Source organism: Azospirillum griseum (assembly GCF_003966125.1).
Taxonomy (GTDB): domain Bacteria; phylum Pseudomonadota; class Alphaproteobacteria; order Azospirillales; family Azospirillaceae; genus Azospirillum; species Azospirillum griseum.
This window is the reverse complement of sequence record NZ_RXMA01000015.1, coordinates 99630-125571: the sequence shown is the minus strand read 5'-3', so window position 1 is coordinate 125571 and position 25942 is coordinate 99630. Positions and strand designations below refer to the sequence as shown.

The window sequence follows — 25942 nt, the reverse complement described above, 5'->3', positions numbered from 1 at the left end:
CACCGCTGCGGTTGCGGAGCCATGTCCCGTGACCACCTATTCCTTAACCACATCTTAATCATGGTTCGTTCTATTGACCGTGGAATGAACGCTCCTGGGGATTGACCACATGGCCACCAAGCGCAAGACCGCCGCCTCCGCTCCCGCCGCCTCCGTCGCCGAGGCGCTCGCCAACACCGGCGTTCCTGAAAAAGTCAGCGCCGAAGCCGTCATCGAAACGGGTGCCGACGTTGTCCTGCGCACCAACTTTGCCGTCGTCGAACAGGACAGCATCGCCCTGCTGCACGCCGCCAGCCTGCTGTTGGAGGCCGATGGCCCCGAGAACGTCAGCGTCGCGCTCGATCACAATCTGAAGCTCTGGATTGCCATCAAGACCGTCTTGAACAACGACGCGTGCCCGCTGGAACCGGACGTGAAGGCCAACTTGCGCAATCTGGCCCAATACGTCGTTTCCACCACCATGGAAGCGACCGAGGGGACCATCGAGGAGCGCCGCCTGGTGTCGCTGGCCCGCATCAACATGAGCATTTCCGAGGGTCTGCTGCGCGGCCAGCAAAACAAGCTGATCCAGGAGCGCGCCTATGAAATCTGGGAGGCCGAAGGCCGTCCCGAAGGCCAGGAGCAAGCCCACTGGCTGCGCGCCGAAGCCGAAATCACCGGCCTTTTGAAAGGCTGAGGTCGGCAAGCCCTTCAAGCCGCAGGGCCGCCATTCCGCCCGAACATGCCCGCCCGCGTCGCGACGCCGTGACGCGGGCGGTCTTGCTTGTTAGGGTCGGCTCATCGTGACGCGTCCATCCTCCCCATCACCCGCCCCGCCCGACCGCCCCCGTCATGTGCGCGTGGACAACACGCCGCTCGGCATCGCATCGATGTTCGGGTCGGTGCTGCTGTTCTCCATCATGAACGTGGTGGTGAAGCTGCTGACCGACCGCTTTCCTATCACCGAACTCACCTTCTTCCGCAGCGCGTTCGCCCTGCTTCCCGTCTGTGTGGCCATCCACATCACCGGTGGATTCCGCAACGCCTTGCGCACCGCCCGACCGGTCGGGCACTTCACCCGGACACTGATCGGGTTGACGACGATGGTGGCCATGTTCTGGTCCTTCCATCTGCTGCCGTTGGGCGACGCCATCGCCCTGAACTTCGCCAGCCCCCTGTTTCTGACAGCCCTGTCGGTGCCGATGTTGGGGGAAAGGGTCGGAATCCATCGCTGGGGGGCGGTCCTGATCGGTTTCGGTGGTGTTCTGGTCATCGCCAAGCCAAGCGGCGACATGCTGAATCTCGGTGTGCTGGTGGCGTTGGTCGGGGCCTTCTGCAACGCGTCGGCCATGATCACAATCCGTCAGCTCAGCAAAACCGAAGCCTCGAACACGATCGTGTTCTACTTCACGTTTCTGTCGACGATCCTGATCGCCGTCACGCTGCCTTTTGCCTGGGTCACACCCAGCCCGCTGGAATGGGCGATGCTGGCAGGCATGGGACTGCTGGGCGGCAGCGCGCAATTGCTGATGACCAGGGCCTATTCGCTGGCCCCTGCGGCTGTGGTCGCGCCCTTGACCTACAGCTCCCTTCTGGTCGCCGTGCTGTTCGGCTGGCTGTTGTGGGGCGACGTGCCGTCCGCGTCGACCGGGATCGGATCCGCCATCGTGATGGCCAGCGGCCTTTATATTCTCCACCGCGAGACACGCCGCAACGCCACTCCGTCGCGCCCGCCGCCGCCGGGATCGGATTGAGGAAAGCGGTCGGCTCCACGGCGCACCGCGCCACATTGTCGCCTTGATGCGCTGTTGTGCTGTAGCATGAGCGTGCGGTGCGCTGGAACGCGCCGGGGTCGAGGACTGCCAGAATGACTCCACAGGATCTCACGCCAACGACAGAGGCGCAGACGCCCGCCCCACTGCCCTACGGTCGCCTGGCCCTTGCCAGCGCCGCTTTGCTCTGGGAAGCGCTGGGACCGGCGTTGTGGCTGCCGCTGTCGCTGCTTGCCGCCGCCATGGTCGGTGCGCTTCTGATCCCGTGGGGCGTCGTGCCGGGCTGGCTGCACGCCATTGCCTTGGCTTCGGTGATCCCAGCGATTCTGTTCACCGCTGTGCGCGGAGCGCGGCGGGTCGTCCTGCCCAGTCTGAACACCGCCCTGCGTCGGCTGGAACGTGACAGCAACCTTCCGCACCGCCCCCTGTCCACCCTGCGTGACCGCCCGAGCGACGACGACGCGCTGGCCTTGGCGCTGTGGAGCCTGCATCAGGAACGCGCCCACGCTGCGTTAGGCCGTTTGCGTGTGGCGTGGCCGCGCAGCACCGTGCCATCCTGCGATCCCTACGCCCTGCGCGCGCTGGCTGTTCTGGTGTTGGTGGTTGTCGGGGGCGCACGGTGGGGCGATTGGCAGCCCCGTCTTCTGGCGGCCCTGTCGCCACGCTTCGACGGCCCTGGCGCAACGGCCAGTGTCGCGCTCGACCTGTGGATCACGCCCCCCGATTACACCGGTTTGCCGCCGGTGTTCCTGAAAACCGGCGCCGCTGGCCCCACCCCACCGGCGGATGGTCCCACGGTGACGATCCCCGGGGGCAGCACGCTGATGGCGCGGATCAGCGGCGGAGGAACCACCACACCGGTGTTGGAACTGTCCACCCAGACCATCCCCTTTGACACGGTGGATGCCACCACCTTCCAGATCCAACGACCGCTCGATCCGACGCACCCCACCTCTGCGCCGACCACCGGCGCGCCGGAACCCCGCATCACCGTCCGACAAGGGCGGCAGACGTTGGGAAGCTGGCCCTTGCGCGTCATCACCGACCAACCGCCGCAGATCAGCCACGCCGCCGCCCCATCCGCTGGTGAGCGCGGTGCCCTGCGGCTCGACTATGCGGCCCGTGACGATTATGGCCTGACCGAGATCAAGGCCCGTGTCCGGCGGTTGTCTGACAACGACCCGGCCCTGGCGGGGGCGGATGGACCCAACAGCGCGCGCGATGAAAGCGCCCCTCTCGACCTTCCGCTTCCTTTGCCGGGACAGCGCCCGAAGGAGGCGCGCGGCGGTGGGTTCCATGATCTGACCGCCCATCCCTGGGCTGGGCTGCCGGTGACGGTGCGCCTGATCGCCACCGACGGGGCTGGGCAGACCGGCCAATCCGATGCCCTGCCCGTCACCCTGCCTGAACGGACCTTCAACCACCCGGTTGCCCGCGCCATCATCGACCAACGCAAGAACCTGACTCGCAACCCGCAAGGTGCCCGTGTCGGCGTGGCGCGTGCCCTGGCCGAGATCTCCGCCCGTCCGGCCCGTTATGGCCACGATCTGGTGGCCTTTCTGTCTCTGCGGGCCGCCGTCGCCCGTTTGATGTTGAACCGCAACAACGCCGACGCCGTGCCCGCCGTTCAGGCGTTGCTGTGGGAAACCGCGCTGCGCATCGAGGATGGCGGGTTGTCGCAGGCCGAACGGGATTTGCGCGACGCCGAACGCCGCCTGTCGGAGGCGCTGGAGCGTGACGTGACCGACGCCGAACTCAACCGGCTGATGGACGAGATGCAAGCGGCGCTGGACGCCTTCATGAACGCCCTTCAGCAACAGATGATGGAGGCGTTGCAACGCGGCGAAACATTGCCGACGGTCCCACCGGAGATGGCCGATCGGATGACTGACCGCAACGATCTGCAAAACATGCTGGATCGCATGCGGGATTTGGCACAGACCGGATCACGCGACGCCGCCCGCAAAATGCTGTCCGATCTGCAAAAGATGCTGGAAAATCTGCAAACCGGAGCTTTGGCGCAAGCGGGGCAACCCAACGGACCGAATGATCCCTGGCAGATGATGCAGGATTTGCAAAATCTCAGCCAGCAACAGCAACGGTTGCTCGATCAGAGCTTTCGCCAGAACCAGGACGCGCTCAACCAACCCCAGACGATGCCGGGTCAACCGGGATCGCGCGGTCGGCAGCCGTCGGGGCGCGGGACGCCCAACAGCCCCCCCCAACCCGGCGGGATGGCAGACCGTCCCTCCCTGCAAAAACAGGCGGAGGAGCAGGAGGCGTTGCGCCGCCAGTTGGGAGACCTGATGCGACGGATGGGCGAACAGGCCGGGGGCGACATCCCCCGCCCGCTGGGACGGGCCGAACGGGCGATGCGCGACGCCACCCAGGCCTTGCAGCAGGGATCGCCCGGTGCCGCCGTGCCGTCGCAAACCCAGGCGATGGACGAGATCCAACAGGGGCTGCAAAGCATGGCCGAAAAGCTGGCCAACCAGATGATGCGGCAAGGCGGGCCGGCATCCGCCGGTCAGCAGGGCCAGTCACAGCCACGGCCGGGCCGGGGCCGCGACCCGTTGGGCCGCCGCCCCGCCGGGATGGGCCAGCAGGACGGCAACGACGTCAAAATTCCCGAACAGGCCGAGGTGCAGCGCGCCCGCGAGATCCTGGATGAACTGCGGCGGCGGGCCGGGCAATACAGCCGCCCGCAGCCGGAACGCGAGTACATCGACCGGCTGCTGAAGCGGTTCTGACCCTGCTCGTTGGCGTTGATCGTTGATGCCGATCGTTACGCCGCCCGCCCCAACGGAGACAGCCCAGCGGTCAGGCGTTGGAACGCGTCGCGGAAGGCATCGGCGTCCGCACCGGTCAGGGTGAAACGCAAATGCGCTTCCCCACCCCCTTGTTCAAGCGTGGTGAAGGGCAGCGCCACCGCCACACCATCCAAACGCAGCAGCCCCGAACCCGGCAGGCTTTGCCCCGGCTCCACCCGCAGCGTGGCCCCACCCACCGACAGGTTCCGCACATGAACAGGCTGCGCAATGCCATCCACCCGCGCGCCAACCGGTACGGCAAAGCGCGGTTGGCGGCGGCGGTCCACATCCTGGGTGGCGGTGCGGACAACCCGGACCAGCGTGCCGCGCAGCGCGTCGATGCCACCGGACACGTTGGCCGCGATGTCCCCCACGCTGGACGCGTGGCTTCCGGTGGTCGCCGCTTCCGCCGAAACCTGGGTGATGCGGCGTGACACCTCCTGCACCGCAGCGGAGGTTTCCTGGACGTTGCGGGCGATTTCCTGGGTGGCGGCGGCTTGCTCCTCCATGGCGGCGGCGATGGCGGCGGACACCTCGTCGATCTCGGCGATGGACCGCCCGATGTCAGCCACCGCCGACACGGTCCCGGACGTCACCGCCTGGATGTCCGCGATCCGGCGGCCGATGTCCTCGGTCGCCCCGGCGGTCTGGTTGGCGAGGTTCTTGACTTCGCTCGCCACCACGGCAAACCCCTTGCCCGCCTCTCCCGCCCGCGCGGCCTCGATGGTGGCGTTGAGCGCCAACAGATTGGTTTGCTGGGCGATGGATTGGATGAGGGTGGCAACCTCGCCAATCTGGCCGACCGCGTCCGCCAGCGCGCGCACGGAGTCCTGGGTCGTCCGCCCCTGATCGGCGGCGCGCTGGCTGACGTTGCTGGCCTGGGCAACCTGGGTCGAAATTTCGCGGATCGACGCGCTCAACTCCTCCGTTGCGGCGGCGACGGTCTGGGCGTTGGTCAAGGCCTGCTCGGCGGCGGCGGCCACGCTTTGCGAATCAGCGCTGACATGGGCCGCCGATTCCGCCATTGCCTTGGCGCTTTCGTCCATCTTACGGGTCTGCTCAGCCACGCGGTTGACCGCCAGTCGGCTTTCGTTTTCCACCGTGGCGGCCATCCCCTCCAGCGCGGCCAGCTTGGCGGCCTCGGCGGCGATCCGCTCCTCCTCCTGTTGCTGGCGCAGACGTTGGGTTTCCAGGCCGGTGTCGCGGAAAACGCCCAGCGCGCGCGCCATCGCGCCCAACTCGTCGCGGCGGTCCTGATCCGGAACGGCGTTGGCATAGTCGCCTTGGGCCATCACCCCCATCAGGTCGGTCAGGCGGCGCACCGGCACCGTGATCGACCGCCCGATGAGGTACCCACCCACCGACAGCACCGCCAACAAACCGACCACGGACGCCAGCAACAGATTGCGCGACTCATCCTGCGTGACCAGCACGCGATCACGATCACGGTCGGCGGCGGCGAAATCGGTGGTTTCGATCGCGTTGGCTTGGGCCGAGGCTTTGTCGAACAGGGCGTCGCTCTCGCTCCGCGCCTTGGTCAGCGCCTCCGTCCCATCGGCAAAGGCGTTGACGGCGGTGACGTAATCCTCCAGCAGCCGCGTGACCTCCGCCTTCAAGCTGTCGAGCAGAGGGGCCGACTTCAGAACCTCCAGCATCTCCTTGCGACGCTCGGCGATCTGGCCCATGTAGCGGGTGCGGTCGCCGCGCAGCATGAAATCCTTCTCGTGCCGACGCATTTGCAGCAGCAGCACCAGCATTTGGTTCACCACCTCCAGCCGGGTGCCGATGGAATCGCTGCGGATTTGGTCAAACCGCTTTTCCACCGTCTGCACAGCGCCGCGCAGCGTCTTCTGCAAGCCATGATTTTCGGTGATGCCCAGCGTTTCCACCCGGTCGCGGATGGTTCCCGTGGTCGCCAGATAGGCTTGGACCGTGGCCGTCAGCTCGGCGCTGTTCAGGTTGCTGAGATCGGCGGCGACGCTGGTCCGCAACGCCTCCACCCGCGCCAAGCTGTTGGCGTCGCGCAACAGCACATATCGGTCGAGCGCCTGCTTGTGCGCCAACACGCCGCTTTCAACGCTTTGCGCCAGCCGCGCGTCCTGTTGGCTTCGTTGGGAGGAGCGCAAGTCATGCTCCGTCCGTTCAAAGGCAACGTGATTTGTCACCAGAAGCGCAAGCAACCCGATCGCGACCAACGCCTGCAAGGCAATCAGCCGCGCCGTAATCGACAGAGTCTGTCCCATCGCACCAAGTCTCCTGCAACCTGACCAGTCAAATCCGCGTCCTGGCAGACACTGATTCGTTATTCTTCTTTGACAGTTTTGTTACAGATATATGACAGATCATTGCTTGTTGTCCGGTGAGATCATGCCGCAGAGAATCCAAAAATTCACTGTTTTATTTCGTTACATTTCAGAATCGATTCAGGGATGACTTGTTTTTATTGAATAGTTATTTTGTTTCTTTTCATGGAATTTATTGTTCTTTCCTGACCACCCCATCAGATTTTTGACCAACGCCGACAACCCGCACCGATGGATAGGGACTGCCCCCAGCTTGGGCGGACATCCTCTGCGGAGTCAGAATGTTCGTGGATTTTACGGTCGCGCAGGTGCAATCTGTGCTCGAACAGGGTTTGCGCTTACACCCTTGTGCATTGAACCAAGCGGCGGCCCGCGATTCGGAGAGTGCCCATGACCACCCGCGCCCTAGCCATTGGTGATGATATGCGCGATCTGCTGATGGCGGCGATTGGCGCGTCGGGACGCCATTGGGCATGGGAATGCGACGCTGATCTGTGCTTCACCCGGTTCACCGACAGCTTTGCCACCGCAACCGGCCTGTCGCCGACCCTGCTGATCGGCACCCGCTGCCTGGATTTCCGGGCGCGGGATGGACGGAACGACGCGCTGGCCGCCCACACCGCCGACATTCTGGCCCACCGTCCGTTCCATGATTTCTCCTACAGCCTGACCGACGACAGCGGGCGGGCGCATCACATCACGATCAGCGGGGTTCCCTTCTTCGCCGCCGACGGGGCGTTTTCCGGCTATCGCGGCATCGGTTCGGACAGCACGGCGGTGCATGGCCGTCTGCGTTACATCGAGCTGCTGGAACGCGCCAAGGCCGAAAGCGACCGTCGGGTGAAGGCCATCTTCAACGGGGTCGGCACCTTCGTCATGCTGATGCTGATCGACGGCACGGTGGTGGAGATCAACCACGCCGCCCTCAGCTTTCGCGGTCTGGAGCGCGAACAGGTGACGGGCGAACCCCTGTGGGATGGCCCCTGGTTCGGGCAGGAGGAGGGTGCCCGCACCGCGATCCGCTACGCCGTCGAAACCGCCGCGCTCGGGGATGCCACCTCGCTCGACCTGCTGTTCGCCGATGCCGGAACCACCGCGCATCATTTCACCGTGGCCTGCCGCCCGGTGCGTTCAGCCACCGGCGACGTGCTCTATGTCCTTCTCGAAGCGCATGACATGACCGAGTTCGTCACCATGCAACGCCGCAACCGCGAGCTTGAGATGGAGGTGATGCACGGGCAAAAGATGGAATCGCTGGGCACGCTGGCGGGCGGCATCGCCCACGAAATCAACACGCCCATGCAATACATCGGCGACAACATGAAATTCGTCCGCGATTCCTTCGTCGAAATCCGCGACAGGCTGGTGTCGGCGGTCGGCACGCTGGACGACAACACACAATATCTGGCCGATGAGATCCCCACCGCCCTGACCGAAGGTTTGGAGGGGGTGGAGCGCGTGTGCAAGATCGTCGGTGCGATCAAGGAGTTTTCCCATCCCGACACCGGGCACAAGGAGTGGACCGATCTGGCCCGCGCCCTGGAAACCACCGCCACCGTGTCGCGCAACCAATGGAAATACGTCGCCGACATCGCCTACGCCATCGAGCCGGACGTGCCGCTGGTCTTCTGCGAAGCCGGGGAAATCAATCAGGTGATCCTGAACCTGATCGTGAACGCCGCCCACGCCATCGAGGACAAGAACCGCGCGGCCAGCGCCGAGGAGTCGGTGAAGGGAACCATCACCCTGGGCCTGACCCGCGCCGACGATAGTGTGATCCTGTCGGTGCGCGACACCGGATGTGGAATCCAGCCGGAACACCGCGAGAAGATCTACGATCTGTTCTTCACCACCAAACCGCCAGGGCGTGGCACCGGGCAAGGCCTGTCGATCTGCCAGAGCATTGTGGTCCGCCGCCATGGCGGACGCATCGCCATGGAAACCGAGGTTGGGCAGGGAACCTGCTTCACCGTGCAATTGCCGATCGCCGGTTCCACCGACGCAACCCCGCTCGAACGCCAAGCCCAGGAGATGGCCTGAGCCATGCCGCTGTCCGTCCTCTTCGTTGACGACGAACCGCAAACCCTGCGCGGGTTGCAACGGCTGATCCACAGCGCCGGATTGGACTGGCGCGTGTCGATCGCCCTGAACGGCGAAGCGGCGCTGGACATTTTGGGTCAGCAATCCATTGACGTGCTCGTCACCGATCTGCACATGCCGGGCCTGTCCGGGCGGTCGCTGCTGGCCGAATGCGCGCGCCTGCACCCCGCCGTGCTGCGCATCGTGCTGACCGCCGACAGCGAGCCGCAGGACATGATGACGGTGCTGGCGACCAGCCACGCCGTGCTGTGCAAACCCTGCCCCAGCGAAACACTGATCGGTCGGATCACCCGCGCGGTGGGCCTGCGCCGCTTCCTGGATCCAGCGGAGGCGCGCGCCCTGATGTCGGGCCTGCCGCATCTGCCAACCATCCCGCGCACCTATCTGACCCTGCACGACGAGATGGCCCGTCTGGATCCCTCGGAATCGATCATCGTGTCGATCATCGACGCCGACCCGCCGGTCGCCGCCCAGTTCCTGCACGTTGCCAATTCGGCCTATTTCGCCCCGCGCGCACCAATCCAACGAACCTTGACCGCCGTGCGCGCCCTGGGATTCGACATCGTGCGTGCCGTGGTGCTGGAACGCGGGATCATCGCCCAATTCGACCCGGCGAAACTGCCGCACAATTTCGACAGCGCGGGCCTGTGGTCGCATTGTTTCCGGGTGGCCGCGCTGGCGCGCCGAATCGCCACCATCAACGGCGGTGAGGCCGGCGAACGTGATGCGGCCTTCACCGCCGGGTTGCTGCACGATCTGGGGTGGCTGATTCTCGCTGCCAACCGGCCAACCGCCTATCGGACCATCGCCGAGGCCCCGCGCGACCTGCCCATCGCCGACCGCTCCTCCCTGGAGCGCCGTCACGCGGGGGCCACCCACGCCGAATTCGCCGCCTATCTGCTGGGGTTGTGGGGCTTGCCCGACCGGATTGTCGAGGCCGTGGCTTACCATCACACGCCACTGGCCCATCTGGACCCGGCGATTGGTTCCGTGGCTGGGTCGGTCGCCGGGTGCGATGGGGCGCTGTTGGCGGTTCACGTCGCCAACGCGCTGGTGGAGGCCCCCGCCGACGACCCGCTGCGTGGGCTGGATCCGGGGCTGGTTGATCACCCGTTGACCCGGTTGCACAAGACCGAATGGATCGAGGCCGCCCGCGCGCTTCACCCCTGACCCTGGCCGGAGTTTTCCCCATGCCGATGCAAAAGCCACAACACTTTGGCAGACTGCAACGCAAACTGCGAAAACCCGACTGGTTTCCGGCCACTCCGGCCCCCAGAACACCCGTTAGCCTGTGGCATGAAAGCTGCTTAACCCGCTGATCCTTTGGGAAAGAGCCGGTCGGATGCCAGAACCGAACGAAAAAGTCCTGCTGGTCGATGACGATCCCAACGTCCTGTCCGGCTACCGCCGCCATCTGGGCCGCCGTTACACCCTGCTGACCGCGCTGGGCGGACAGGAAGCCTTGGGGATTCTCGACGCGGAACCCGGCATCGCCGTCATCATCGCCGACATGCGGATGCCGGGGATGAACGGGGTTCAATTCCTGTCCGAATGCCAGAAGCACCATGGCGACGCCGTGCGCATCATGCTGACCGGCAACGCCGACCAGGACACCGCCATCCAGGCGGTCAACCGTGGGCATGTCTTCCGCTTTCTGACCAAACCGACACCGGTCGAAACGGTGATCGAGGCGGTGGACGCCGGGCTGCGCCAACACCGGTTGCATCAGGCCGAACGCGAGTTGATCCGGCAGGCCGACGTCACCCGCAACGCCTTGGAACGCGAGCGCGCCGCCGCCAAACAGCAGCGGGAGTTCGTCGCCATGGTCAGCCACGAATTCCGCACCCCGCTGGCGATCATTGACAGCGCCTGCGAGATCCTCGGCGGTCCCTATCAGATCACCGACCAGCAGCGCGGCAAGCGCATCGGCATGATCCGCGAGTCCGTCCGCCGGATGACGGAACTGATGGAAAGCGTGCTCAACATCTCGAAACTTGAGGCGGGCGGATTGGAGGCGCACCCGGTTCCGACCGACCTCGCCGCCCTGTTGCGGACCGCCGCCGACCGCCTGCAAAGCACCATCACCAGCCACCGCATCGTTGTGGAAACGGTTGGCGTGCCGACGGGCATTCCGGCCGACCCGCGCATGATCGACCACATCGTCACCAACCTGTTGAGCAACGCCGTGAAATATTCGCCAGGGCGCGACCGGGTTCTGCTGCGCGCCGGGGTGAACGCACAGGAGGTGCAGATCACCGTGGCCGACGAGGGTGTCGGCATCCCGACCGAGGAAATTCCGCGCCTGTTCGACAAGTTCTTCCGGGCTTCGACCTCCAGCGGCATCGCCGGAACGGGGATCGGGCTGTATCTGGCCGACCAGTTCGTGCGCCTGCACGGCGGCCGGATCGAGGTGACAAGCGCGGTCGGACGGGGCAGCCTGTTCACCGTCCATCTTCCGCTGTCCGGTGCGGCGGCGGTGGCCAAAACGGCGGCCAACTGACCGGATCGGGAAAGGGAAACGCCATGGGCCATGTGCTGCTGGTCGAAGACGAGGTGGATCTGCGCGACAATCTGGAAATCGTGCTGACCCACGCGGGTCATCAGGTCTCCACCGCCGGCAACGGGCGGGAGGCGCTGGCCCTGATTGAGCAGTCTCCCCCGGATCTGGTGGTGTCGGACATCTCCATGCCGGTGATGACGGGCTTGCAAATGCTGGCCGCCATCCGCAACGACCATCCGACGCTCGCCGAAATGCCGGTGATCCTGTTGACCGCGCTGAGCGACAAGGAGGATGTGATCGCCGGGCGGGAGATCGGGGCCGACGATTACCTGACCAAGCCGGTGGATTACCGCGTGCTGGTCGCCACCATCGACTCCCGCCTCTCCCGCGCCCGCCAGGCCGGGGAGTTGAAGGAAAAGCAGTTCGTCCGCCTGTTCAAAGGGTTGCAGCGCGAAAACAACATCGACGACAGCGTGACCGAACCGCCACCACCAACCCCGTTGGAACGCATCGCCGACATCGCCGGGGCGTCGTTGAAGGGCCGTGTCTTCGTGCTGTCACCGGAGGACATTCACCGCGATTTCCTGACGCTGACACCATCAGCGCGCAACAAGATCACCGCCGTGCTGGCCCGCGTGCTGAACGAGACCCTGACACCCTCCGATGTGATGGTGGAGTTGGGGGCGGGAAGCCGTCTGGTCGTGCTCGCCACCACCGACCGGGGGGAGGCGGCGGACCGCATGACCCTGCTGCGCATGCGGCTGACCCACGCGATGGGCAAGCACAACGCCGAAAGCGGCGAGGGTGAAGCCAGCAATGCCTCCGGACCGCAATCGCCCGGATTGGCCGACCCGGACGATCCGGCCCCTGACCCCGAGCTGTCGCGCACATTGAAAACCCTGTTCGCCAGCGCCCTGCGCACCCCTGGCGACGGCGGCGGCCCACCGCCGGAAAGCTTCGCCGACATCGCCGAGACCCTCCAGATTGGCTATCAGCCCCTGTGGGACGCCCGCGCCCAGGCGGTGACGGCCACGCATCTGCGCTGGCGGCGCAAGATCAACGGGGCGTTCGTGCCCGAGGATCGCACCCTGCTGCGCGGGGTGTCCGATCCGATGATGTGCGATTTGCAGTGCCACGTCATCGACCGCGCGGTGCGCGACGTGATGGCCGCCGCAGCGTCTCCGGAAATCGGGCGCAAACTGGGGCCGGTGCTGGTTCCGTTGGCCATCCCGGTCTTTCAGGACATGGGAACCTACAAGGTTGAACGCCAGTTGGAGGACGCCTCCCGTCTGCTCGACAAGGGGCAAATGGGGTTTCTGCTGACCCATCTCGACGATCAGGTTCCCACCGGCCTGTTGCGGCACATCATCGCCAAGCTGACGCCCATCGGCGGCCCCATCGCCGCCGCCCTGAACGTCAACGATCCACGCCTGACCGGCTTGAAGCCGCTGGGGGTTGGTATCCTGCATTTGGATGCCAACGTGCTGAACAACACCGGCCTGCGCCGCGAACGCATGGCGCAAGCGGTGCAGGAAGCGATCCGGGCGGCCGCCAACGCCGGATTCGACGTGTGGACCTCCAGCGTGGACGCCAGCGTGATCTGTCGGCAATTGGTCGCGGCGGGCGCGGTGCTGATGTCGGGCAAGGCGATTGGCGAACCCAAGCCGGAACCCGAGCGCCCTTACCGCCTGCCGTCCAACAAGGTGTTCCTGTCGGTTTGACCCCGCGCCCCGGCGTCTTCAGCCGCCATCCAGCGTGATGGTGACTTCGGCGACCGGGCCGGGGTCCAGCTGGGTGTGCAGGAAGGTGGCGACGTCACCGGGTTGCAGCCGTTCGGCGGAGGGATCCATCAGCCAGGTTTGCAGCGGCTTGCGGTCAGCCCCCAGCGACACCGCGCGCAGGCGTGGAACCGAACGTTCCACGGTGGACAGGTTGACGATCTGCCCCTGAAGGACCAACCGGGTCGCCCCGCCCTCGATCTTCTGTTCGGAGCGGACATTCTGCAATTGCAACCCGGCACCGGGCGGTTCGACCGGCACCCCGACCGTTTCGAACAGCAGCGCGGCGGGTGGCCAGCGGTGCACGATCTGGTCGCGGGCAAAAAACGCACCAACGGCGATCCCAGCGACCACCACCGACAACCCTGCCAGCCCAATAATCGTCCGCTTGTCCGGGCGGGAGAAGGCCGACGGCTTTTTGCTGTTCCCGCCCTTGGTCTTTCCCTTGCCGCCCATCGGGCTGGACGGACGGATTTCCGTCGGCGCGTCCGACAGGTCGGCGGCGAACAGATCGGTTTCCACCGCCCGCTGCCACCAGATGTGGCCGCATTTGGCGCATTTCACCTTGCGACCGTTCACCCCGACCGAGGATTCGGACAGGGTGTAACGCGTCGCGCAGTTCGGGCAGGAAACGATCATCGCGCCGTCGGGAAAAGGTTGGTTCTTGCCTTATAGATAGGGCCGGACCCGGACGCAACCCAATGCCAAAAAAAGGCCCCTCGCCCGTCTCCGGGCCAGGGGCCGACCTCATCGGTTCCACGCGCACCACATCCCGTGGGCAGGCACCCTATAGGCAGGTCCGCAGCGCCCTCAGCTCGGGGTGTCGCAGACCAATTCGTCCTGCGCCGGGCGGGCCGCCACGCCGTTGCGGGCGCTCAGGGTCAGGCCCAGGGCCACCACGGCGATCGCCGCGCTCATCCACGGCAGATCGGCGTAGCCCACCCCCAGGCTGATCGCCATGCCACCGATCCAGGCCCCCAGCGCGTTGCCCAGATTGAACGCCCCCTGGTTGAGGGTGGAGGCGAGGTTCGGCGCCTCGGTCGCCGCATCGACGACCCAGAGCTGAAGCGGCGCGCCGACGGCGAAGGACACAAAGCCCCAGACCCCGACCGTCAACACCGCCGGAAGCGGTGCGGCGCTGGTGAAGGCAAAGGCCAGCATGACCAGCGTCACCGCCAGAAAGGCCCCGGCGATGGTCGCCAGCGCGCTCTTGTCGGCCAGACGGCCACCGGCGAAATTGCCCAGCGTGATGCCGATGCCAAAGACGAACAGCGCGCCCGTCACCGCCTGCGGCGTCATGCCCGCCACATGCTCCAGCAGCGGGGCGATGTAGGTGAAGGTGGCGAACAGGCTGACCGACGACACCGCGCTGATGATCATCGGCAGCAACACCGACCAGCGGCGCAGCGCCCGGAATTCCGACGACAGGCCACCCGCCGACCCCGGCAGGCCCGACGGCAGGAAGCGCAGCATCGCCAGCCCGGCGATGACGCCGATCGCCACCACCGCGACGAAGGTGGAGCGCCAGCCCGTCACCTGCCCCAGCGCGGTTCCCAACGGCACGCCCAGGATGTTGGCGATGGTCAGGCCGGAAAAGACCAGCGACACCGCTTGCGTGCGCTGGTGGCGCGGGACCAGATCGCTGGCCACCACGGCGCTGATGCCGAAAAACGCCCCATGCGCGAAGGCGGTCAGCACCCGCGCGGCCATCAGCAGCCAATAGTTCGGCGCAACCGCGCACCCCACATTGCCCAGCAGGAAAATCGCCATCAGGGCCAGAAGCGCCGTTTTGCGCGGCAGGCGCGCGGTGGCCATCGCCATCAGCGGCGCACCGACCACCACACCCATCGCATAGCCCGACACCAGATACCCGGCCTGCGGGACCGTGACCTCCAGGCTGCGCGCCACGTCGGGCAGCAGCCCCATGATGACGAATTCGGTGGTCCCGATGCCGAAGGACGCGGCGGCAAGGGCGAGAATGGGGGGCGGAACCATGCGGCAAGCTCCTGATGACGGGCGGGCGGGGGGGGCGGGGGGCGGACAGCGGCGGGACGCGCGTCGGGGCCAGACAGAACACGGGTCTATGCTGCGGCGCAACGCCACACCATGAAACCCGAACTTCGTCTCACTGCATAGCTATGCAATGCGCAGAACAGCCCTGCACCGGGCGCGCAACGGCCCGGCACGGCCCTGCAAATGTTGGAAATCCCGATGATCGCCGGGGCAATATTGTGCGATGCAGCAAACTGTATCAGGCCATGGGTTGGCGGGTGCTGCCGCGTGGGATGAAGCGGGCCTCGACCACCCGGACCCGCCCGCGCGCCGGTCCCTGCTCGCTCATTTCCCGCACCAGATCCAGGGCTTGCACCACCAGCCCCTCCGGGTCCTGGTCGAAGGTGGACAGGCGGTAGGATTCCCAAGCGGCCGACGGGATGTCGTCATAGCCGATCACCATCACATCCTCGGGAATCCGCAGGCCCAGCCCGTTGCGGATGCGGTCCATCGCCCCCAGAGCCACCAGATCGTTGGCGCAGAACATCGCGTCGGCCGGGCCGTCGGCGAACAGCCGCGACACCGCCGCCTGACCGCTGTCATAGGTGTAATCGCCGTTGATGACGCGCGGCGGCTCCAACCCCAACGCCGCCAACCCGGCGCGAAAGCCGTCCAGGCGGTCGCGGCTGGCCGGGCTTTCCTCCGGCCCGGCGAGGAAGGCGAAGCGGGTGCCGCCGCAGCGGTGCAGCCAGTCCGCCGCCGCCCGCCCGGCCCCCCGGTTGTCGGAATCGACCGAGGCCACCCAGTCGCTGGTCACGCTGGTGTTGCAGGACACGATGGGGATGCGGAAGGCCGACAGCGCGTCGGCCACCTCCTGCGACAGCACGGCCAGACCGCTGACGATGGCGTCCACCCGGTAGCTGCGCAGCTCCTCCAGCACAGTGTCGAGCGTGTAGTCGCTTTCCACCGGAACCAACAGCACCTGATGCCCGGCGTCGCGCAGCCGGGTGGCGAATCGTTCCAGCACCGCGCCGTAAAAGGCGTTGCGCAGGCCGCCGACGATGACCGCGACCAGACCGGACCGGTTGGTCAGCATGATTTGCGGGATGATGCTGGGGCGGAATCCCAGCGCGTCCGCCGCCGCCATCACCTTGCGCCGGGTTTCCGCCGACACGCTGCCGCCCGGCGTGAAGGTGCGCGACACCGCCGATTGCGACACCCCGGCCAGCCGGGCCACATCCGTGGACGACGCGTAACGCTTGCCCGCCGTCATCGCCGCCCACCCCTCCCGATTGTTGAATGCCCTGAATATCGGAAGGGATGATAGGCGATCCCACCGCCCCCGTCCATGGTCGGGGCCTCGCGCCTCAAATGAGAATGACTTGCATTTGCGCTGAAGCTTCAGTAGGCTCCCGTTCCATCGCCACCCCACCGAAGCCACCCCAACCGAAGAGAGAGCGCCCCCATGCAGCAAGCCGCCGCCGCCCCGTCCGCCGGTCCCGCCCTGTCTCTGCCGATCGTGGAATCCGCTGGCCTGATGGCGGGCAGCCGGGAAATCGTCATCCAGCACGCCGGGCAGAGCTACCGCCTGCGGGTGACGCGGGCCAACAAGCTGATCCTGACCAAGTAAGAGCCAGCCCAGTCAGAGTCAGCCCGGATGGAGCCGCGCCGTGGCGGCGTCACTTGTCGCCACGGGTCAGCAGGAACACGAACACACCGATGGTCACGACGATGACGCTCGCCGCCCCCGCCAGGGCGATGTAGGTCTGCGCGTCGAAATTCATGATCGGCCTCCGTCACGCGCGCCGCGATGGGTCCATTGACCCACCGGTGCGCGCTCCGGAAGGCTAGGCGTCGCGCCCCCACCCGCCATTGCGAATTGTCAACGCCGGGTTGCGACCGGTTGGCACAGCGCCGGACCGCCTCACAAAATCTCATTTCTGAGACTCAGTATTCATTTTGAGACGCAGATTCGTCGCAGAGTCTCCAAAAAGAGATTTTGCGACGACGTCGATTCGCATCACCCCTGTTTTCCTGTGCCTTTTCATAGGGATGGCGGCATCAGGGAACCCGGTTTCAGGCTGGCATGTGCCTTGCGAAGGGAGCGGCACGCCCCCAACGGGGACCCTGCGCGAAGACACCGCCGATGCCGCTCGTCACCACCACCATCCTGTTGCCCGACCCGGCCCACCGCCTGTGGCCGTTGGTGCGTTGGGATGGCCGCCTGTGCGACTGGTATCCGGGGGCCGTCGCCATGACCGTCGCGGGCCACGGCAAGGGCGCGCTGCGCCGCCTGCATCTCGCCGATGGGGCCACGCTGCTGCAACGGCTCGACCATGTCAGCCGGACCGCCAGCGCCTACAGCTACAGCATCCTCCACAGCCCTTACCCGGTGGCCGACCTGCTGGCGCAGATCCGCGTCCAGCCGATGGCCGACGCCCACGCGCTGTTGACCTGGACCGCCACCTTCCGCGCCACCACCGACCAGTCCGAAGACACCGTCCGCCGCCTGTACGACGACGGGGCCGAACGGCTGCGCCGCCTGCTGGTCGGCGTTCCGCCCTGATCGACCAGAACCAGACCAATCCAAAGCCAACCAACGCCAACCGACAACAACACACCCCAAAGGGGAGCACCGCCCGCATGAGTTTCCTGATCTGCCTGGGAGCGCTTGCGTTCCTGATGCTGGTTGCCTATCGCGGCTTCAGCGTCATCCTGTTCGCGCCGGTCGCCGCACTGGGCGCGGTTCTGTTGACCGACCCCGTCGCCGTGCCGCCGATCTTCACCGGCCTGTTCATGGACAAGATGGTCGGCTTCGTGAAGCTCTATTTCCCGGTCTTCCTGCTGGGCGCGGTGTTCGGCAAGGTGATCGAGCTGTCGGGCTTCTCCAAATCCATCGTCTCGGCGGTCATCGCGCTGATCGGGCGCGAGCGGGCGGTGATGTCCATCGTCCTGGTCTGCCTGCTGCTGACCTATGGCGGGGTTTCGCTGTTCGTCGTGGTCTTCGCCGTCTACCCCTTCGCCGCCGAAATGTTCCGGCAGAGCGACATTCCCAAGCGCCTGATCCCCGGCGTGATCGCGCTGGGGGCCTTCACCGTCACCATGGACAGCCTGCCCGGCACCCCGCAGATCCAGAACATCATCCCGACCACCTTCTTCAAGACCGACGCCTACGCCGCCCCCTGGCTGGGGACCATCGGGGCGATCTTCATCCTGGCCGTCGGCATCGTCTATCTGGAATGGCGGGTGCGCGCCGCCGCCGCGCGCGGTGAGGGCTATGGCACCGGCCACAGCAACGAGCCGGAGGCCATCGCCGCCGAATCCCTGCCCAATCCGCTGATCGCCCTGCTGCCGCTGGTGATGGTCGGCGTGCTGAACAAGGTCTTCACCCTGGCCATCCCCGGCCTGTACGGAACCAGCCATTCGGTGGCGCTGACGCCGGGGGCCAAGCCACTGGTCACGGCCGTCCCGTCGGTCGCGGGCATCTGGGCGGTGGAAGGCGCGCTGCTGGCGGGCATCCTGATCGTGCTGGCCTTTGCCTGGAAACCGGTGTCCCAGCGCTTTGCCGAAGGGACCAAGGCCGCCATCGGCGGATCGTTGCTCGCCTCGATGAACACGGCGTCGGAATACGGCTTTGGCGCGGTCATCGCCGCCCTGCCCGGCTTCCTGGTCATCGCCGACGCGCTGAAGGCCATTCCCAATCCGCTGGTGAACGAGGCGATCACCGTCACCACGCTGGCCGGGATCACCGGATCGGCGTCGGGCGGCATGAGCATCGCGCTCGCCGCCATGGCCGACCAGTTCATCGCCGCCGCCAACGCCAACGGCATCCCGATGGAGGTTCTGCACCGGGTCGCCGCCATGGCCAGCGGCGGCATGGACACCTTGCCGCACAACGGGGCCGTCATCACCCTTCTGGGCGTGACCGGCTTGACCCACCGGCAATCTTACGGTGACATTTTCGCCATCACCTGCATCAAGACCCTGGCGGTCTTCGTTGTCATCGCCGTTTACTACCTGACCGGGATCGTCTGACCATGAGCAAACTGATTTCCCTGGAAGACGCGGTTGCCCGCATCCCCAACGGCGCGTCGCTGCTGATCGGCGGCTTCATGGCCGTGGGCGGTCCCAACCGGCTGGTGGATGAACTGATCCGCCAACGCAAATCCGACCTGACCATCATCGCCAACGACACCGCCCGCCCCGCCATGGGGCTGGGCAAGCTGGTGGTGGAAAGGCTGGTGGCGAAGGTCATCACCAGCCACATCGGCCTGAACCCCGAAACCCAGAAACAGATGATCGCCGGGGACATCCAGGTCGAGTTGGTTCCGCAAGGCACGCTGGCCGAGCGCATCCGCTCCGGCGGGGTCGGGCTGGGCGGGGTGTTGACCCCGACCGGCGTCGGCACCACGGTGGAGGAGGGCAAGCGCACGGTGGAGATCGACGGCAAGACCTATCTGCTGGAGCTGCCGATCAAGGCCGATTTCGCCCTGATCGCCGCCAAGCAGGCCGATCTCTACGGCAATCTGACCTACGCGCTGACCGCGCGGAACTTCAACCCGATCATGGCGATGGCCGCCACCACCGTGATCGCGGAGGCCGAGGACATCGTGCCGGTCGGCTGCATCCCGCCCGATGCGGTGATGACGCCGTCGATTCTGGTCGATCACCTCATTTCCAACTCGAACCGCTGAAGACCGGGAGACCCCACGTCATGGACGAAAAGACCCTGATCGCCAAGCGCGTCGCGCTGGAACTGAAGGACGGCGACCTGTGCAACCTGGGCATCGGCCTGCCGACCCTGGTGGCCCGCTACGTCCCCGCCGGGCGCAACGTGTTCTTCCAGTCGGAAAACGGCATCGTCGGCATGTCCGGCCCGGTGGCCGGGGCCGACAACCACGACCTGACCGACGCGGGCGGCTCGCCCATCTCGGCCCTGCCGGGGGCGGCGTCCTTTGACAGCGCCCTGTCCTTCGGCCTGATTCGCGGCGGCCATCTCGACGTCACCGTTCTGGGCGGCTTGCAGGTGGACGAGGAAGGCCATCTGGCCAACTGGATGGTTCCGGGCAAGATGGTTCCGGGCATGGGCGGGGCGATGGATCTCGTCACCGGGGCGCGCCGCGTCATTGTGGCGATGCAGCACAGCGCCAAGGGCGAATCGAAGATCGTCAAGCACTGCACCCTGCCGTTGACCTCGGTCCGCCGGGTCGATCTGATCGTCACCGATCTGGCGGTGATCGAGCCGACCGACGCCGGTCTGGTGCTGAAGGAAACCGCGCCGGGTGTCACGGTTGAACAGGTGCTTGCCAACACGGGTTGCGAACTGATTCTATCCCCGGACCTTCGACCCATGCCCCTGGAAGGGTGAGCACCATGACCCAATTGCACGGCAAGGCCGCCCTTGTCACCGGATCGACCAGCGGAATCGGCCTGGGCATCGCCCGCAAGCTGGCCGCGCAGGGGGCCGATCTGATGCTGAACGGATTCGGCGACCCCACCCACATCGCCGATCTCTGCGGTGCGCTGTCCGACGAGTTCGGCGTCCGTGTCGATCACAACGGCGCGGACATGTCCAAGCCCGAGCAGATCGAGGCGATGGTCGCCGCGACGGAGGCCGAGTTCGGCCGCCTGGACATTCTGGTCAACAACGCGGGCATCCAGCACGTCGCCCCGGTGGACGCCTTCCCGGTCGAACGCTGGGACGCGGTGATCGCCATCAACCTGTCGGCGGTGTTCCACGGCACCCGCGCGGCGCTGCCGGGCATGAAGACGCGCGGCTGGGGGCGCATCATCAACATCGCCTCCGTCCATGGGCTGGTCGCGTCGGTCAACAAGGCGGCCTATGTCGCGGCCAAGCACGGCGTCATCGGCCTGACCAAGGTGACGGCGCTGGAAACGGCGGAGAGCAACATCACCTGCAACGCCATCTGCCCCGGCTGGGTGCTGACCCCGCTGGTGCAAAAGCAGATCGACGCCCTGGCCGAGTCCAAGGGCCTCAGCGTCGAGGAGGCCGGGCGCGAGCTGTTGAGCGAAAAGCAGCCCTCCAAGTCCTTCGTCACCCCCGACCAGTTGGGCGAGTTGGCGGTGTTCCTCTGCTCCGAAGCGGCGGGCAACATGCGCGGAGCCGCGCTGACCATGGATGGTGGTTGGACGGCGCAGTAACGCCACACCCCACGCCGTTCCCACGAAAGAGGCCGGACGGGCTGCCCCGTCCGGCCTTTTTGGTGTGCTCTCAGCCCTTCGCGATCAGCCCAGCGCCACCAGCGCCACGCCGCCCAGACCAATCACCGCGCCAAGGCCGCGCAGCAGCGCCGCGCCGATCCGGCCCCGCGACCAGCCGCGCAAGGCCAGCGCCGCCGCCACCCCGGCCCCGTGCAACAGGGCCGTCGCCAGCGCAAAGCCCGCGCCATAGAGCAGCGGCGCGGCGGCTTCCGGCATCTCCGCCCCGTGGGCGTGGCCGTGGAACAGGGCGAACAGCGCGACCACACCAACCGACGCGGCCAAGGGCAGGCGCGATTGCACGGCGATCAACGCGCCCAGCGCCACCACCGACAGGGCAATCCCCAACTCAACCGCCGGAAGCGCGACGCCAGCGGCCCCCATCAGGCCACCGCCGATCATCGCGGCGACGAAGGCGGCGGGCAGCGCCCACAGGGCCTTGCCGCCCCGCTGCGCCGCCCACAGCCCGACGGCGACCATCGCCATCAAATGGTCCAGCCCGCCCAGCGGGTGGGTGAACCCATGCACGAACCCGGCGTCGTGCGCGCCGAACATGTGGGCGTTGGCGGCAGCGGGCACGGCCACCAGCGCAGCGGCCAAAACAGCGGCGAGCGAGAAACGTTTCATACGGAAGCATCCCCTGCGGATTGGATCGGGCACGTTCGCGCACGGCAAAACCGCGCGCGTCGTACGCACTTGCGAAAGAGTGTAACAGAAGAATGCGGCCCCGCCAGAGCCGTTGCACCGGTGCCGGAAGGCTCGCCCCCCCTTCCGGCCCCCCTCCGGTCAGACGATCACCCCGGCCAGCGCCGGGCTTTGCTCCAGCGCCTCGGCGATCACCGACAGAACCCACCGGCATTCGGCCCGGTTGGCGGCGGCCCCCAGACACACCCGCAGCGCCTCGGGCACGGCCTCACCCGGCGCGGTGTCCCCAGCGGCAAAGGTGTCGCTGACCACGGCGGCGATGCCGCGCGTGCGCAGATGGGTGGCGAACTCCCCCCGCGTCCAGGGCGGCGGCACGGTCAGCCACAGATGAAAGCCCTGGGGATCGGCGACGAAACAGCCGGGTGGCAGCGCGGCTGCGGCCAGGCTCTGGCGCGCCCGCGCCTCGTCGCGCAGGGCGTCGCGCAGGCGGTCGGCCAGCCCCTCCCCGATCCAACGGGTGGCGATGGCGGTGGTGAGCGGCGAGGCCATCAAGGTGGTGGCGCGCAGGGCACCCGTCACCCGCAACGCCTGCCGGGCGTCAGGCGCGACGACATAGGCCACGCGCAGGGCAGGCGACAGGCATTTCGCCAGCCCATGGATGTGGAACACCCGATCCGGGGCCAGCGCTGCGAGCGGTGGCGGCCCGTCGTCGGTCGCGCCATCCGACAGCAAGGGGCCGTAAATGTCGTCTTCGATGGCGAACAAAGCCTGGTCCCGCAGCAGCGCGGCCAAGGCCCGGCGGCGGTTAAGCGGCAGGGTGGTGGCGGTCGGGTTGTGCAGCGTCGGCATGCAATAGAGCAGCGCCGGGCGGTGCCGCTCGATCAGGGGGCGCAGGGCGTCCGGGTCCAGCCCGTCGGCGTCCATCGGCGCGCCGATCACCGTCAGCCCCAATTGGCGGGCCGCCGCCTTGAAACCGGGATAGGTCATCGCTTCGGCGATCACCGTGTCGCCGGGGCGGGTCAGCAGGGTCAGCAGCGCCAGCAGCGCCCCTTGCGTGCCGGGGCACAGGATCAACCGCTCCGCCGTCACCCCCGGCAGACGGGGGTGGAGCCAGCGCAGCGCCGCCGCCTTGTCCGCCGCCGCGCCATCGCCGCCGCTGTTGTCGGGGTAGCGCAGGAAGCGCCCGGCCTCCAACCCCAGCACCGCGTCCGCCGCGCTGCGCCGCAGGGCGTCGAGCAAGGCCGGGTGATCGGGAATCGGTGGCTGGTTCATCGTCATGTCGATGAAAGGCCGGTCGTTGCCGCGCGGCTCCGCCACCGGCCGGACCAGCGCCGCCAACGGAGGCGGAGGAGCCGCCGCCCGCACGAAGGTCCCCTGCCCGACATGGGCGTCCACCAACCCCCGGCGGCGGGCCTCGCCATAGGCGCGGCTGACCGTGGTGAAATCCAGCCCGATGCGCGCGGCCAAGGCCCGCTGCGGCGGCAGGCGCTGGCCGGGGACCAGACGGCCCGCGCGGACATCCTCAGCGATGGCGTCGGCGATGGCGAGATAGACCGGCTTGCCCTTGCCGGTCTGCCCGTCTGCACCGGTGTGCCCGGCCGCCGCGTTGGCCCGGTCCAGTCGGGGCAACCACTCCGTCGGATCGGGCGCGTCGTGATCCACCGTCATGTCGGTCATTGGCTCAGGCTGTCGGATCGGTTCGGGCTTCGGGGGGCCGGTCGGCCAACCGGGCCTCCGCCGCCTTGTGGATGTGTTGCGCGCACACAATCCATCCTTTCAGCGGCCGCAGCAAGCCCAGACAGCCAATCAACAGCAGCGGCAGCGTGGTCAGGGCGTGAACCCACAGCGGCGGTTCCATCGCCACCTCCAGCCACCCGGCGAACCCGACCACCGGAAAGCTGACGATGGACATGACGAAGAAGGCCGGGCCGTCCGCCGGATCGGCGAAGGAGAAATCCAACCCGCACACCGCGCAGCGCGGGGCAAGGGTGAGGTAGCCGTCAAACAGCCGCCCCCGCCCGCAGCGCGGGCAACAGCCCCGCAAGCCGCAGCGCATCGGTGACAGGCCGGGCGATGGGGAATGATGGTCACGCGGATCGGTCATCGCGGGCGCTCCACACGGTGCAGGGGTGGCTGGAGAGGCGGTTTATGGGCTGATGAACACGCTGTCGTGGCGGGCACCGCCGCGCGGTTCGGCCCCGGCATCGTCTGGCTTCAGGGCGAACGTCACCGGCTGCGACGGGGCGGTCAGGACCGACGCCGGAACACGGGCGTAAACGCGGTAAGTGGCAACGGCGCTGGGCGGGGCGGTCAGCGTCAGATGGGTGGCTTCCGCCCCATCCCCGGCGCTGGCCAGCGCGTATCCAGTCAATCCATCCAACCGCAACTGATAGCGGCGCTCCTGCCGGGTCATGTTGGCGATCTTGACGGTGTAGGCGTTCTGCACCCGGCCATCGGACAGTTGAACGAACAGCGGGGCGCGGTCGCGCAGGATCGCGATGTCGGCGGTGGGCTTCAGCAACAGGCTGATCGCCATCGCCCCAACCACCACGATCATCACCAGGGCGTAGACGATGGTGCGGGGGCGCAGGAACCGGGCCTTGGCGGGGGGCGCGCCCGCCGCCTTCGCCGTCTGGGCCGCTGCGGTGTCAAACAGGATGAGGTCGCCGGGCCGACCGATGCGGGCCATCACGTCGTTGCAGGCGTCCACGCACAGGCCGCAGCCGATGCAGTCCATCTGCAAACCGTCGCGGATGTCGATGCCGGTCGGGCAGACCTGCACGCAGGCCCCGCAATCGATGCAGTCCCCCAGCCCCTCGGCCTTGCGCTGCTCGGCGCTCTGGTGCTTGTGCAGGGGCGCGCGCCCTTCGCCGCGCCAGGGTTGATAGGTGACGACGCGGCTGTCCTCGTCGATCATCGACGCCTGGAAGCGTGGCCAGGGGCAGGCGTACAGGCACATCTGTTCGCGCATGAACCCCGCCATGGCGTAGGTGCAGCCCGCGATGAACAGGATCGACCACACCGCCAGTTCCGGCGCGTCCAGGCGCAGCAGATCCGCCGTCAGGGTCGGCGCGTCGGTCAGATAAAAGATGCCCGACGCCCCCGTGACCAGCGCCACCAGCAGCCACGCGGTGTGCTTCACCAGCTTGCGCAGCAGCTTGGCCACCGTCCAGCTCTGGCGATCCAGGCGGATGCGGGCGCCGCGATCACCCTCGGTCAGCTTTTCGATCCAGACATACAGGTCGGTCCACACCGTTTGCGGGCAGGTGAAGCCGCACCAGACCCGCCCGGCGACGGTGGTGGCGAGAAACAGGCCGATCGCCGCCAGGATCATCGCCCCGGTCATGTAGTAGATGTGCTGGGGCCACAGCTCCACCCCGAAGATGTAGAAGCGCTGTTCGCCCAGATCGAACAGCACCGCCTGATCGGGCGCGCCCGGCCCGCGATCCCAGCGCAGCCAGGGCAGCAGGACGAACAGCGCCAGCAGCGCGACGCCGAAGCCGGTTTTGATCCGCCGGTAGCGTCCCTTGACCGATTTCGGGTGGATGCGGCGGCGCGACGCGTACATCGGCCCCGGCGACAGCGGCCCCGACGAGTGCCCCGACGGCGTGGCGTGAAACGGCAAAGCGGTGGCGGCACCGCCAGAGGGGGGCGGAGGGGTGGGCATCGGCGGCCTCGGTCGGAAAAGGAGCGGCGCGGCGCGGCACAGGCCCGAACCGGCGCAAGAGCCGCCGGGCCGACGCGACGGCCCGCGCATCGCAATACCGCCGTCGCTGTCTGCATCAGTCCTACGCCGATTGAATGCATTCATCAAGTGAATTGATTGCGTCATTCCGACGCAATC

General features: G+C 67.0%; 21 protein-coding genes. 13 read left to right on the top strand and 8 right to left on the bottom strand.

Features of this window, described 5'->3' with window-relative positions:
- Positions 1-109 precede the first annotated feature (109 nt).
- From EJ903_RS16190 to EJ903_RS16180, 3 genes are all read left to right on the top strand, one after another.
- Positions 110-676, top strand: a complete 567-nt coding sequence (locus tag EJ903_RS16190) for a DUF2934 domain-containing protein (protein ID WP_126617278.1) — start codon at positions 110-112, stop codon at positions 674-676.
- A 106-nt stretch (positions 677-782) separates the two neighbouring features.
- The gene (locus EJ903_RS16185) at positions 783-1733 is read left to right on the top strand and encodes a DMT family transporter (RefSeq protein ID WP_246015642.1); all 951 of its coding nucleotides are present in this window, start codon (positions 783-785) and stop codon (positions 1731-1733) included.
- Between the two features lie 113 nt (positions 1734-1846).
- Positions 1847-4501 (top strand): TIGR02302 family protein, encoded by a 2655-nt coding sequence (locus tag EJ903_RS16180; protein WP_126617276.1) that lies wholly within the window; start codon positions 1847-1849, stop codon positions 4499-4501.
- A 35-nt stretch (positions 4502-4536) separates the two neighbouring features.
- On the opposite strand, the gene EJ903_RS16175 is transcribed toward EJ903_RS16180, so the two are convergent.
- Positions 4537-6804 (bottom strand): methyl-accepting chemotaxis protein, encoded by a 2268-nt coding sequence (locus EJ903_RS16175; RefSeq protein WP_126617274.1) that lies wholly within the window; start codon positions 6802-6804, stop codon positions 4537-4539.
- 450 nt (positions 6805-7254) lie between these two features.
- On the opposite strand from EJ903_RS16175, the gene EJ903_RS16170 reads away from it, so the two are divergent.
- The 4 genes from EJ903_RS16170 to EJ903_RS16155 all read left to right on the top strand — a co-directional run bounded on the left by EJ903_RS16170 (position 7255) and on the right by EJ903_RS16155 (position 13185).
- The gene (locus EJ903_RS16170; RefSeq protein WP_126617272.1) at positions 7255-8904 is read left to right on the top strand and encodes a PAS domain-containing sensor histidine kinase; all 1650 of its coding nucleotides are present in this window, start codon (positions 7255-7257) and stop codon (positions 8902-8904) included.
- Between the two features lie 3 nt (positions 8905-8907).
- Positions 8908-10134 carry a response regulator gene (locus EJ903_RS16165; protein ID WP_126617269.1) on the top strand — a complete coding sequence of 409 codons (1227 nt, stop codon included), beginning with the start codon at positions 8908-8910 and terminating at the stop codon, positions 10132-10134.
- Positions 10135-10306: 172 nt separating this feature from the next.
- Entirely contained in the window at positions 10307-11464 is a 1158-nt protein-coding gene (locus EJ903_RS16160; protein WP_126617267.1) for a hybrid sensor histidine kinase/response regulator, read from the top strand.
- A 23-nt stretch (positions 11465-11487) separates the two neighbouring features.
- Positions 11488-13185: a response regulator transcription factor gene (locus tag EJ903_RS16155; protein ID WP_126617265.1), complete on the top strand. Its 1698-nt coding sequence runs from the start codon at positions 11488-11490 to the stop codon at positions 13183-13185.
- A gap of 18 nt (positions 13186-13203) precedes the next feature.
- On the opposite strand, the gene EJ903_RS16150 is transcribed toward EJ903_RS16155, so the two are convergent.
- The 3 genes from EJ903_RS16150 to EJ903_RS16140 all read right to left on the bottom strand — a co-directional run bounded on the left by EJ903_RS16150 (position 13204) and on the right by EJ903_RS16140 (position 16507).
- On the bottom strand, positions 13204-13881 hold the full coding sequence (locus EJ903_RS16150; protein WP_126617263.1) for an MJ0042-type zinc finger domain-containing protein: 678 nt from the start codon (positions 13879-13881) through the stop codon (positions 13204-13206).
- Between the two features lie 171 nt (positions 13882-14052).
- Complete coding sequence (locus EJ903_RS16145) at positions 14053-15237, bottom strand: MFS transporter (RefSeq protein WP_126617261.1); 1185 nt, start codon at positions 15235-15237, stop codon at positions 14053-14055.
- Positions 15238-15493: 256 nt separating this feature from the next.
- A complete protein-coding gene (locus tag EJ903_RS16140) occupies positions 15494-16507 on the bottom strand; it encodes a LacI family DNA-binding transcriptional regulator (protein ID WP_126617259.1) in 1014 nt (337 codons plus the stop codon).
- Between the two features lie 192 nt (positions 16508-16699).
- Here EJ903_RS16140 and hemP point away from each other — a divergent pair, with 192 nt between their 5' ends.
- The 6 genes from hemP (at position 16700) to EJ903_RS16110 (ending at position 21396) form a co-directional block, all read left to right on the top strand.
- Positions 16700-16864 carry a hemin uptake protein HemP gene (gene hemP / locus EJ903_RS16135; protein ID WP_126617257.1) on the top strand — a complete coding sequence of 55 codons (165 nt, stop codon included), beginning with the start codon at positions 16700-16702 and terminating at the stop codon, positions 16862-16864.
- 516 nt (positions 16865-17380) lie between these two features.
- Positions 17381-17800 carry an SRPBCC family protein gene (locus EJ903_RS16130; RefSeq protein ID WP_126617255.1) on the top strand — a complete coding sequence of 140 codons (420 nt, stop codon included), beginning with the start codon at positions 17381-17383 and terminating at the stop codon, positions 17798-17800.
- A gap of 77 nt (positions 17801-17877) precedes the next feature.
- The gene (locus EJ903_RS16125) at positions 17878-19269 is read left to right on the top strand and encodes a GntP family permease (protein ID WP_126617253.1); all 1392 of its coding nucleotides are present in this window, start codon (positions 17878-17880) and stop codon (positions 19267-19269) included.
- 2 nt (positions 19270-19271) lie between these two features.
- Positions 19272-19928, top strand: a complete 657-nt coding sequence (locus EJ903_RS16120; RefSeq protein ID WP_126617251.1) for a CoA transferase subunit A — start codon at positions 19272-19274, stop codon at positions 19926-19928.
- Between the two features lie 20 nt (positions 19929-19948).
- The gene (locus EJ903_RS16115) at positions 19949-20602 is read left to right on the top strand and encodes a 3-oxoacid CoA-transferase subunit B (protein ID WP_126617249.1); all 654 of its coding nucleotides are present in this window, start codon (positions 19949-19951) and stop codon (positions 20600-20602) included.
- 5 nt (positions 20603-20607) lie between these two features.
- Positions 20608-21396 carry a 3-hydroxybutyrate dehydrogenase gene (locus EJ903_RS16110; protein WP_126617247.1) on the top strand — a complete coding sequence of 263 codons (789 nt, stop codon included), beginning with the start codon at positions 20608-20610 and terminating at the stop codon, positions 21394-21396.
- An 84-nt stretch (positions 21397-21480) separates the two neighbouring features.
- On the opposite strand, the gene EJ903_RS16105 is transcribed toward EJ903_RS16110, so the two are convergent.
- From EJ903_RS16105 to ccoG, 4 genes are all read right to left on the bottom strand, one after another.
- Positions 21481-22080, bottom strand: a complete 600-nt coding sequence (locus EJ903_RS16105) for a HupE/UreJ family protein (protein WP_126617245.1) — start codon at positions 22078-22080, stop codon at positions 21481-21483.
- A 159-nt stretch (positions 22081-22239) separates the two neighbouring features.
- A complete protein-coding gene (locus EJ903_RS16100) occupies positions 22240-23775 on the bottom strand; it encodes an aminotransferase-like domain-containing protein (protein WP_246015640.1) in 1536 nt (511 codons plus the stop codon).
- Between the two features lie 4 nt (positions 23776-23779).
- On the bottom strand, positions 23780-24202 hold the full coding sequence (locus EJ903_RS16095; protein WP_126617243.1) for a DUF983 domain-containing protein: 423 nt from the start codon (positions 24200-24202) through the stop codon (positions 23780-23782).
- A gap of 42 nt (positions 24203-24244) precedes the next feature.
- Positions 24245-25765: a cytochrome c oxidase accessory protein CcoG gene (gene ccoG, locus EJ903_RS16090; RefSeq protein WP_126617241.1), complete on the bottom strand. Its 1521-nt coding sequence runs from the start codon at positions 25763-25765 to the stop codon at positions 24245-24247.
- Between the last annotated feature and the right edge of the window lie 177 nt (positions 25766-25942).

Coding starts and splice junctions, on each gene's coding strand:
- EJ903_RS16190 (WP_126617278.1), top strand. CDS start 110: ATGGCCACCAAGCGCAAGACCGCCGCCTCCGCTCCCGCCGCCTCCGTC.
- EJ903_RS16180 (WP_126617276.1), top strand. CDS start 1,847: ATGACTCCACAGGATCTCACGCCAACGACAGAGGCGCAGACGCCCGCC.
- EJ903_RS16175 (WP_126617274.1), bottom strand. CDS start 6,804: ATGGGACAGACTCTGTCGATTACGGCGCGGCTGATTGCCTTGCAGGCG.
- EJ903_RS16170 (WP_126617272.1), top strand. CDS start 7,255: ATGACCACCCGCGCCCTAGCCATTGGTGATGATATGCGCGATCTGCTG.
- EJ903_RS16165 (WP_126617269.1), top strand. CDS start 8,908: ATGCCGCTGTCCGTCCTCTTCGTTGACGACGAACCGCAAACCCTGCGC.
- EJ903_RS16160 (WP_126617267.1), top strand. CDS start 10,307: ATGCCAGAACCGAACGAAAAAGTCCTGCTGGTCGATGACGATCCCAAC.
- EJ903_RS16155 (WP_126617265.1), top strand. CDS start 11,488: ATGGGCCATGTGCTGCTGGTCGAAGACGAGGTGGATCTGCGCGACAAT.
- EJ903_RS16150 (WP_126617263.1), bottom strand. CDS start 13,881: ATGATCGTTTCCTGCCCGAACTGCGCGACGCGTTACACCCTGTCCGAA.
- EJ903_RS16145 (WP_126617261.1), bottom strand. CDS start 15,237: ATGGTTCCGCCCCCCATTCTCGCCCTTGCCGCCGCGTCCTTCGGCATC.
- EJ903_RS16140 (WP_126617259.1), bottom strand. CDS start 16,507: ATGACGGCGGGCAAGCGTTACGCGTCGTCCACGGATGTGGCCCGGCTG.
- hemP (WP_126617257.1), top strand. CDS start 16,700: ATGCAGCAAGCCGCCGCCGCCCCGTCCGCCGGTCCCGCCCTGTCTCTG.
- EJ903_RS16130 (WP_126617255.1), top strand. CDS start 17,381: ATGCCGCTCGTCACCACCACCATCCTGTTGCCCGACCCGGCCCACCGC.
- EJ903_RS16125 (WP_126617253.1), top strand. CDS start 17,878: ATGAGTTTCCTGATCTGCCTGGGAGCGCTTGCGTTCCTGATGCTGGTT.
- EJ903_RS16120 (WP_126617251.1), top strand. CDS start 19,272: ATGAGCAAACTGATTTCCCTGGAAGACGCGGTTGCCCGCATCCCCAAC.
- EJ903_RS16115 (WP_126617249.1), top strand. CDS start 19,949: ATGGACGAAAAGACCCTGATCGCCAAGCGCGTCGCGCTGGAACTGAAG.
- EJ903_RS16110 (WP_126617247.1), top strand. CDS start 20,608: ATGACCCAATTGCACGGCAAGGCCGCCCTTGTCACCGGATCGACCAGC.
- EJ903_RS16105 (WP_126617245.1), bottom strand. CDS start 22,080: ATGAAACGTTTCTCGCTCGCCGCTGTTTTGGCCGCTGCGCTGGTGGCC.
- EJ903_RS16100 (WP_246015640.1), bottom strand. CDS start 23,775: ATGACCGACATGACGGTGGATCACGACGCGCCCGATCCGACGGAGTGG.
- EJ903_RS16095 (WP_126617243.1), bottom strand. CDS start 24,202: ATGACCGATCCGCGTGACCATCATTCCCCATCGCCCGGCCTGTCACCG.
- ccoG (WP_126617241.1), bottom strand. CDS start 25,765: ATGCCCACCCCTCCGCCCCCCTCTGGCGGTGCCGCCACCGCTTTGCCG.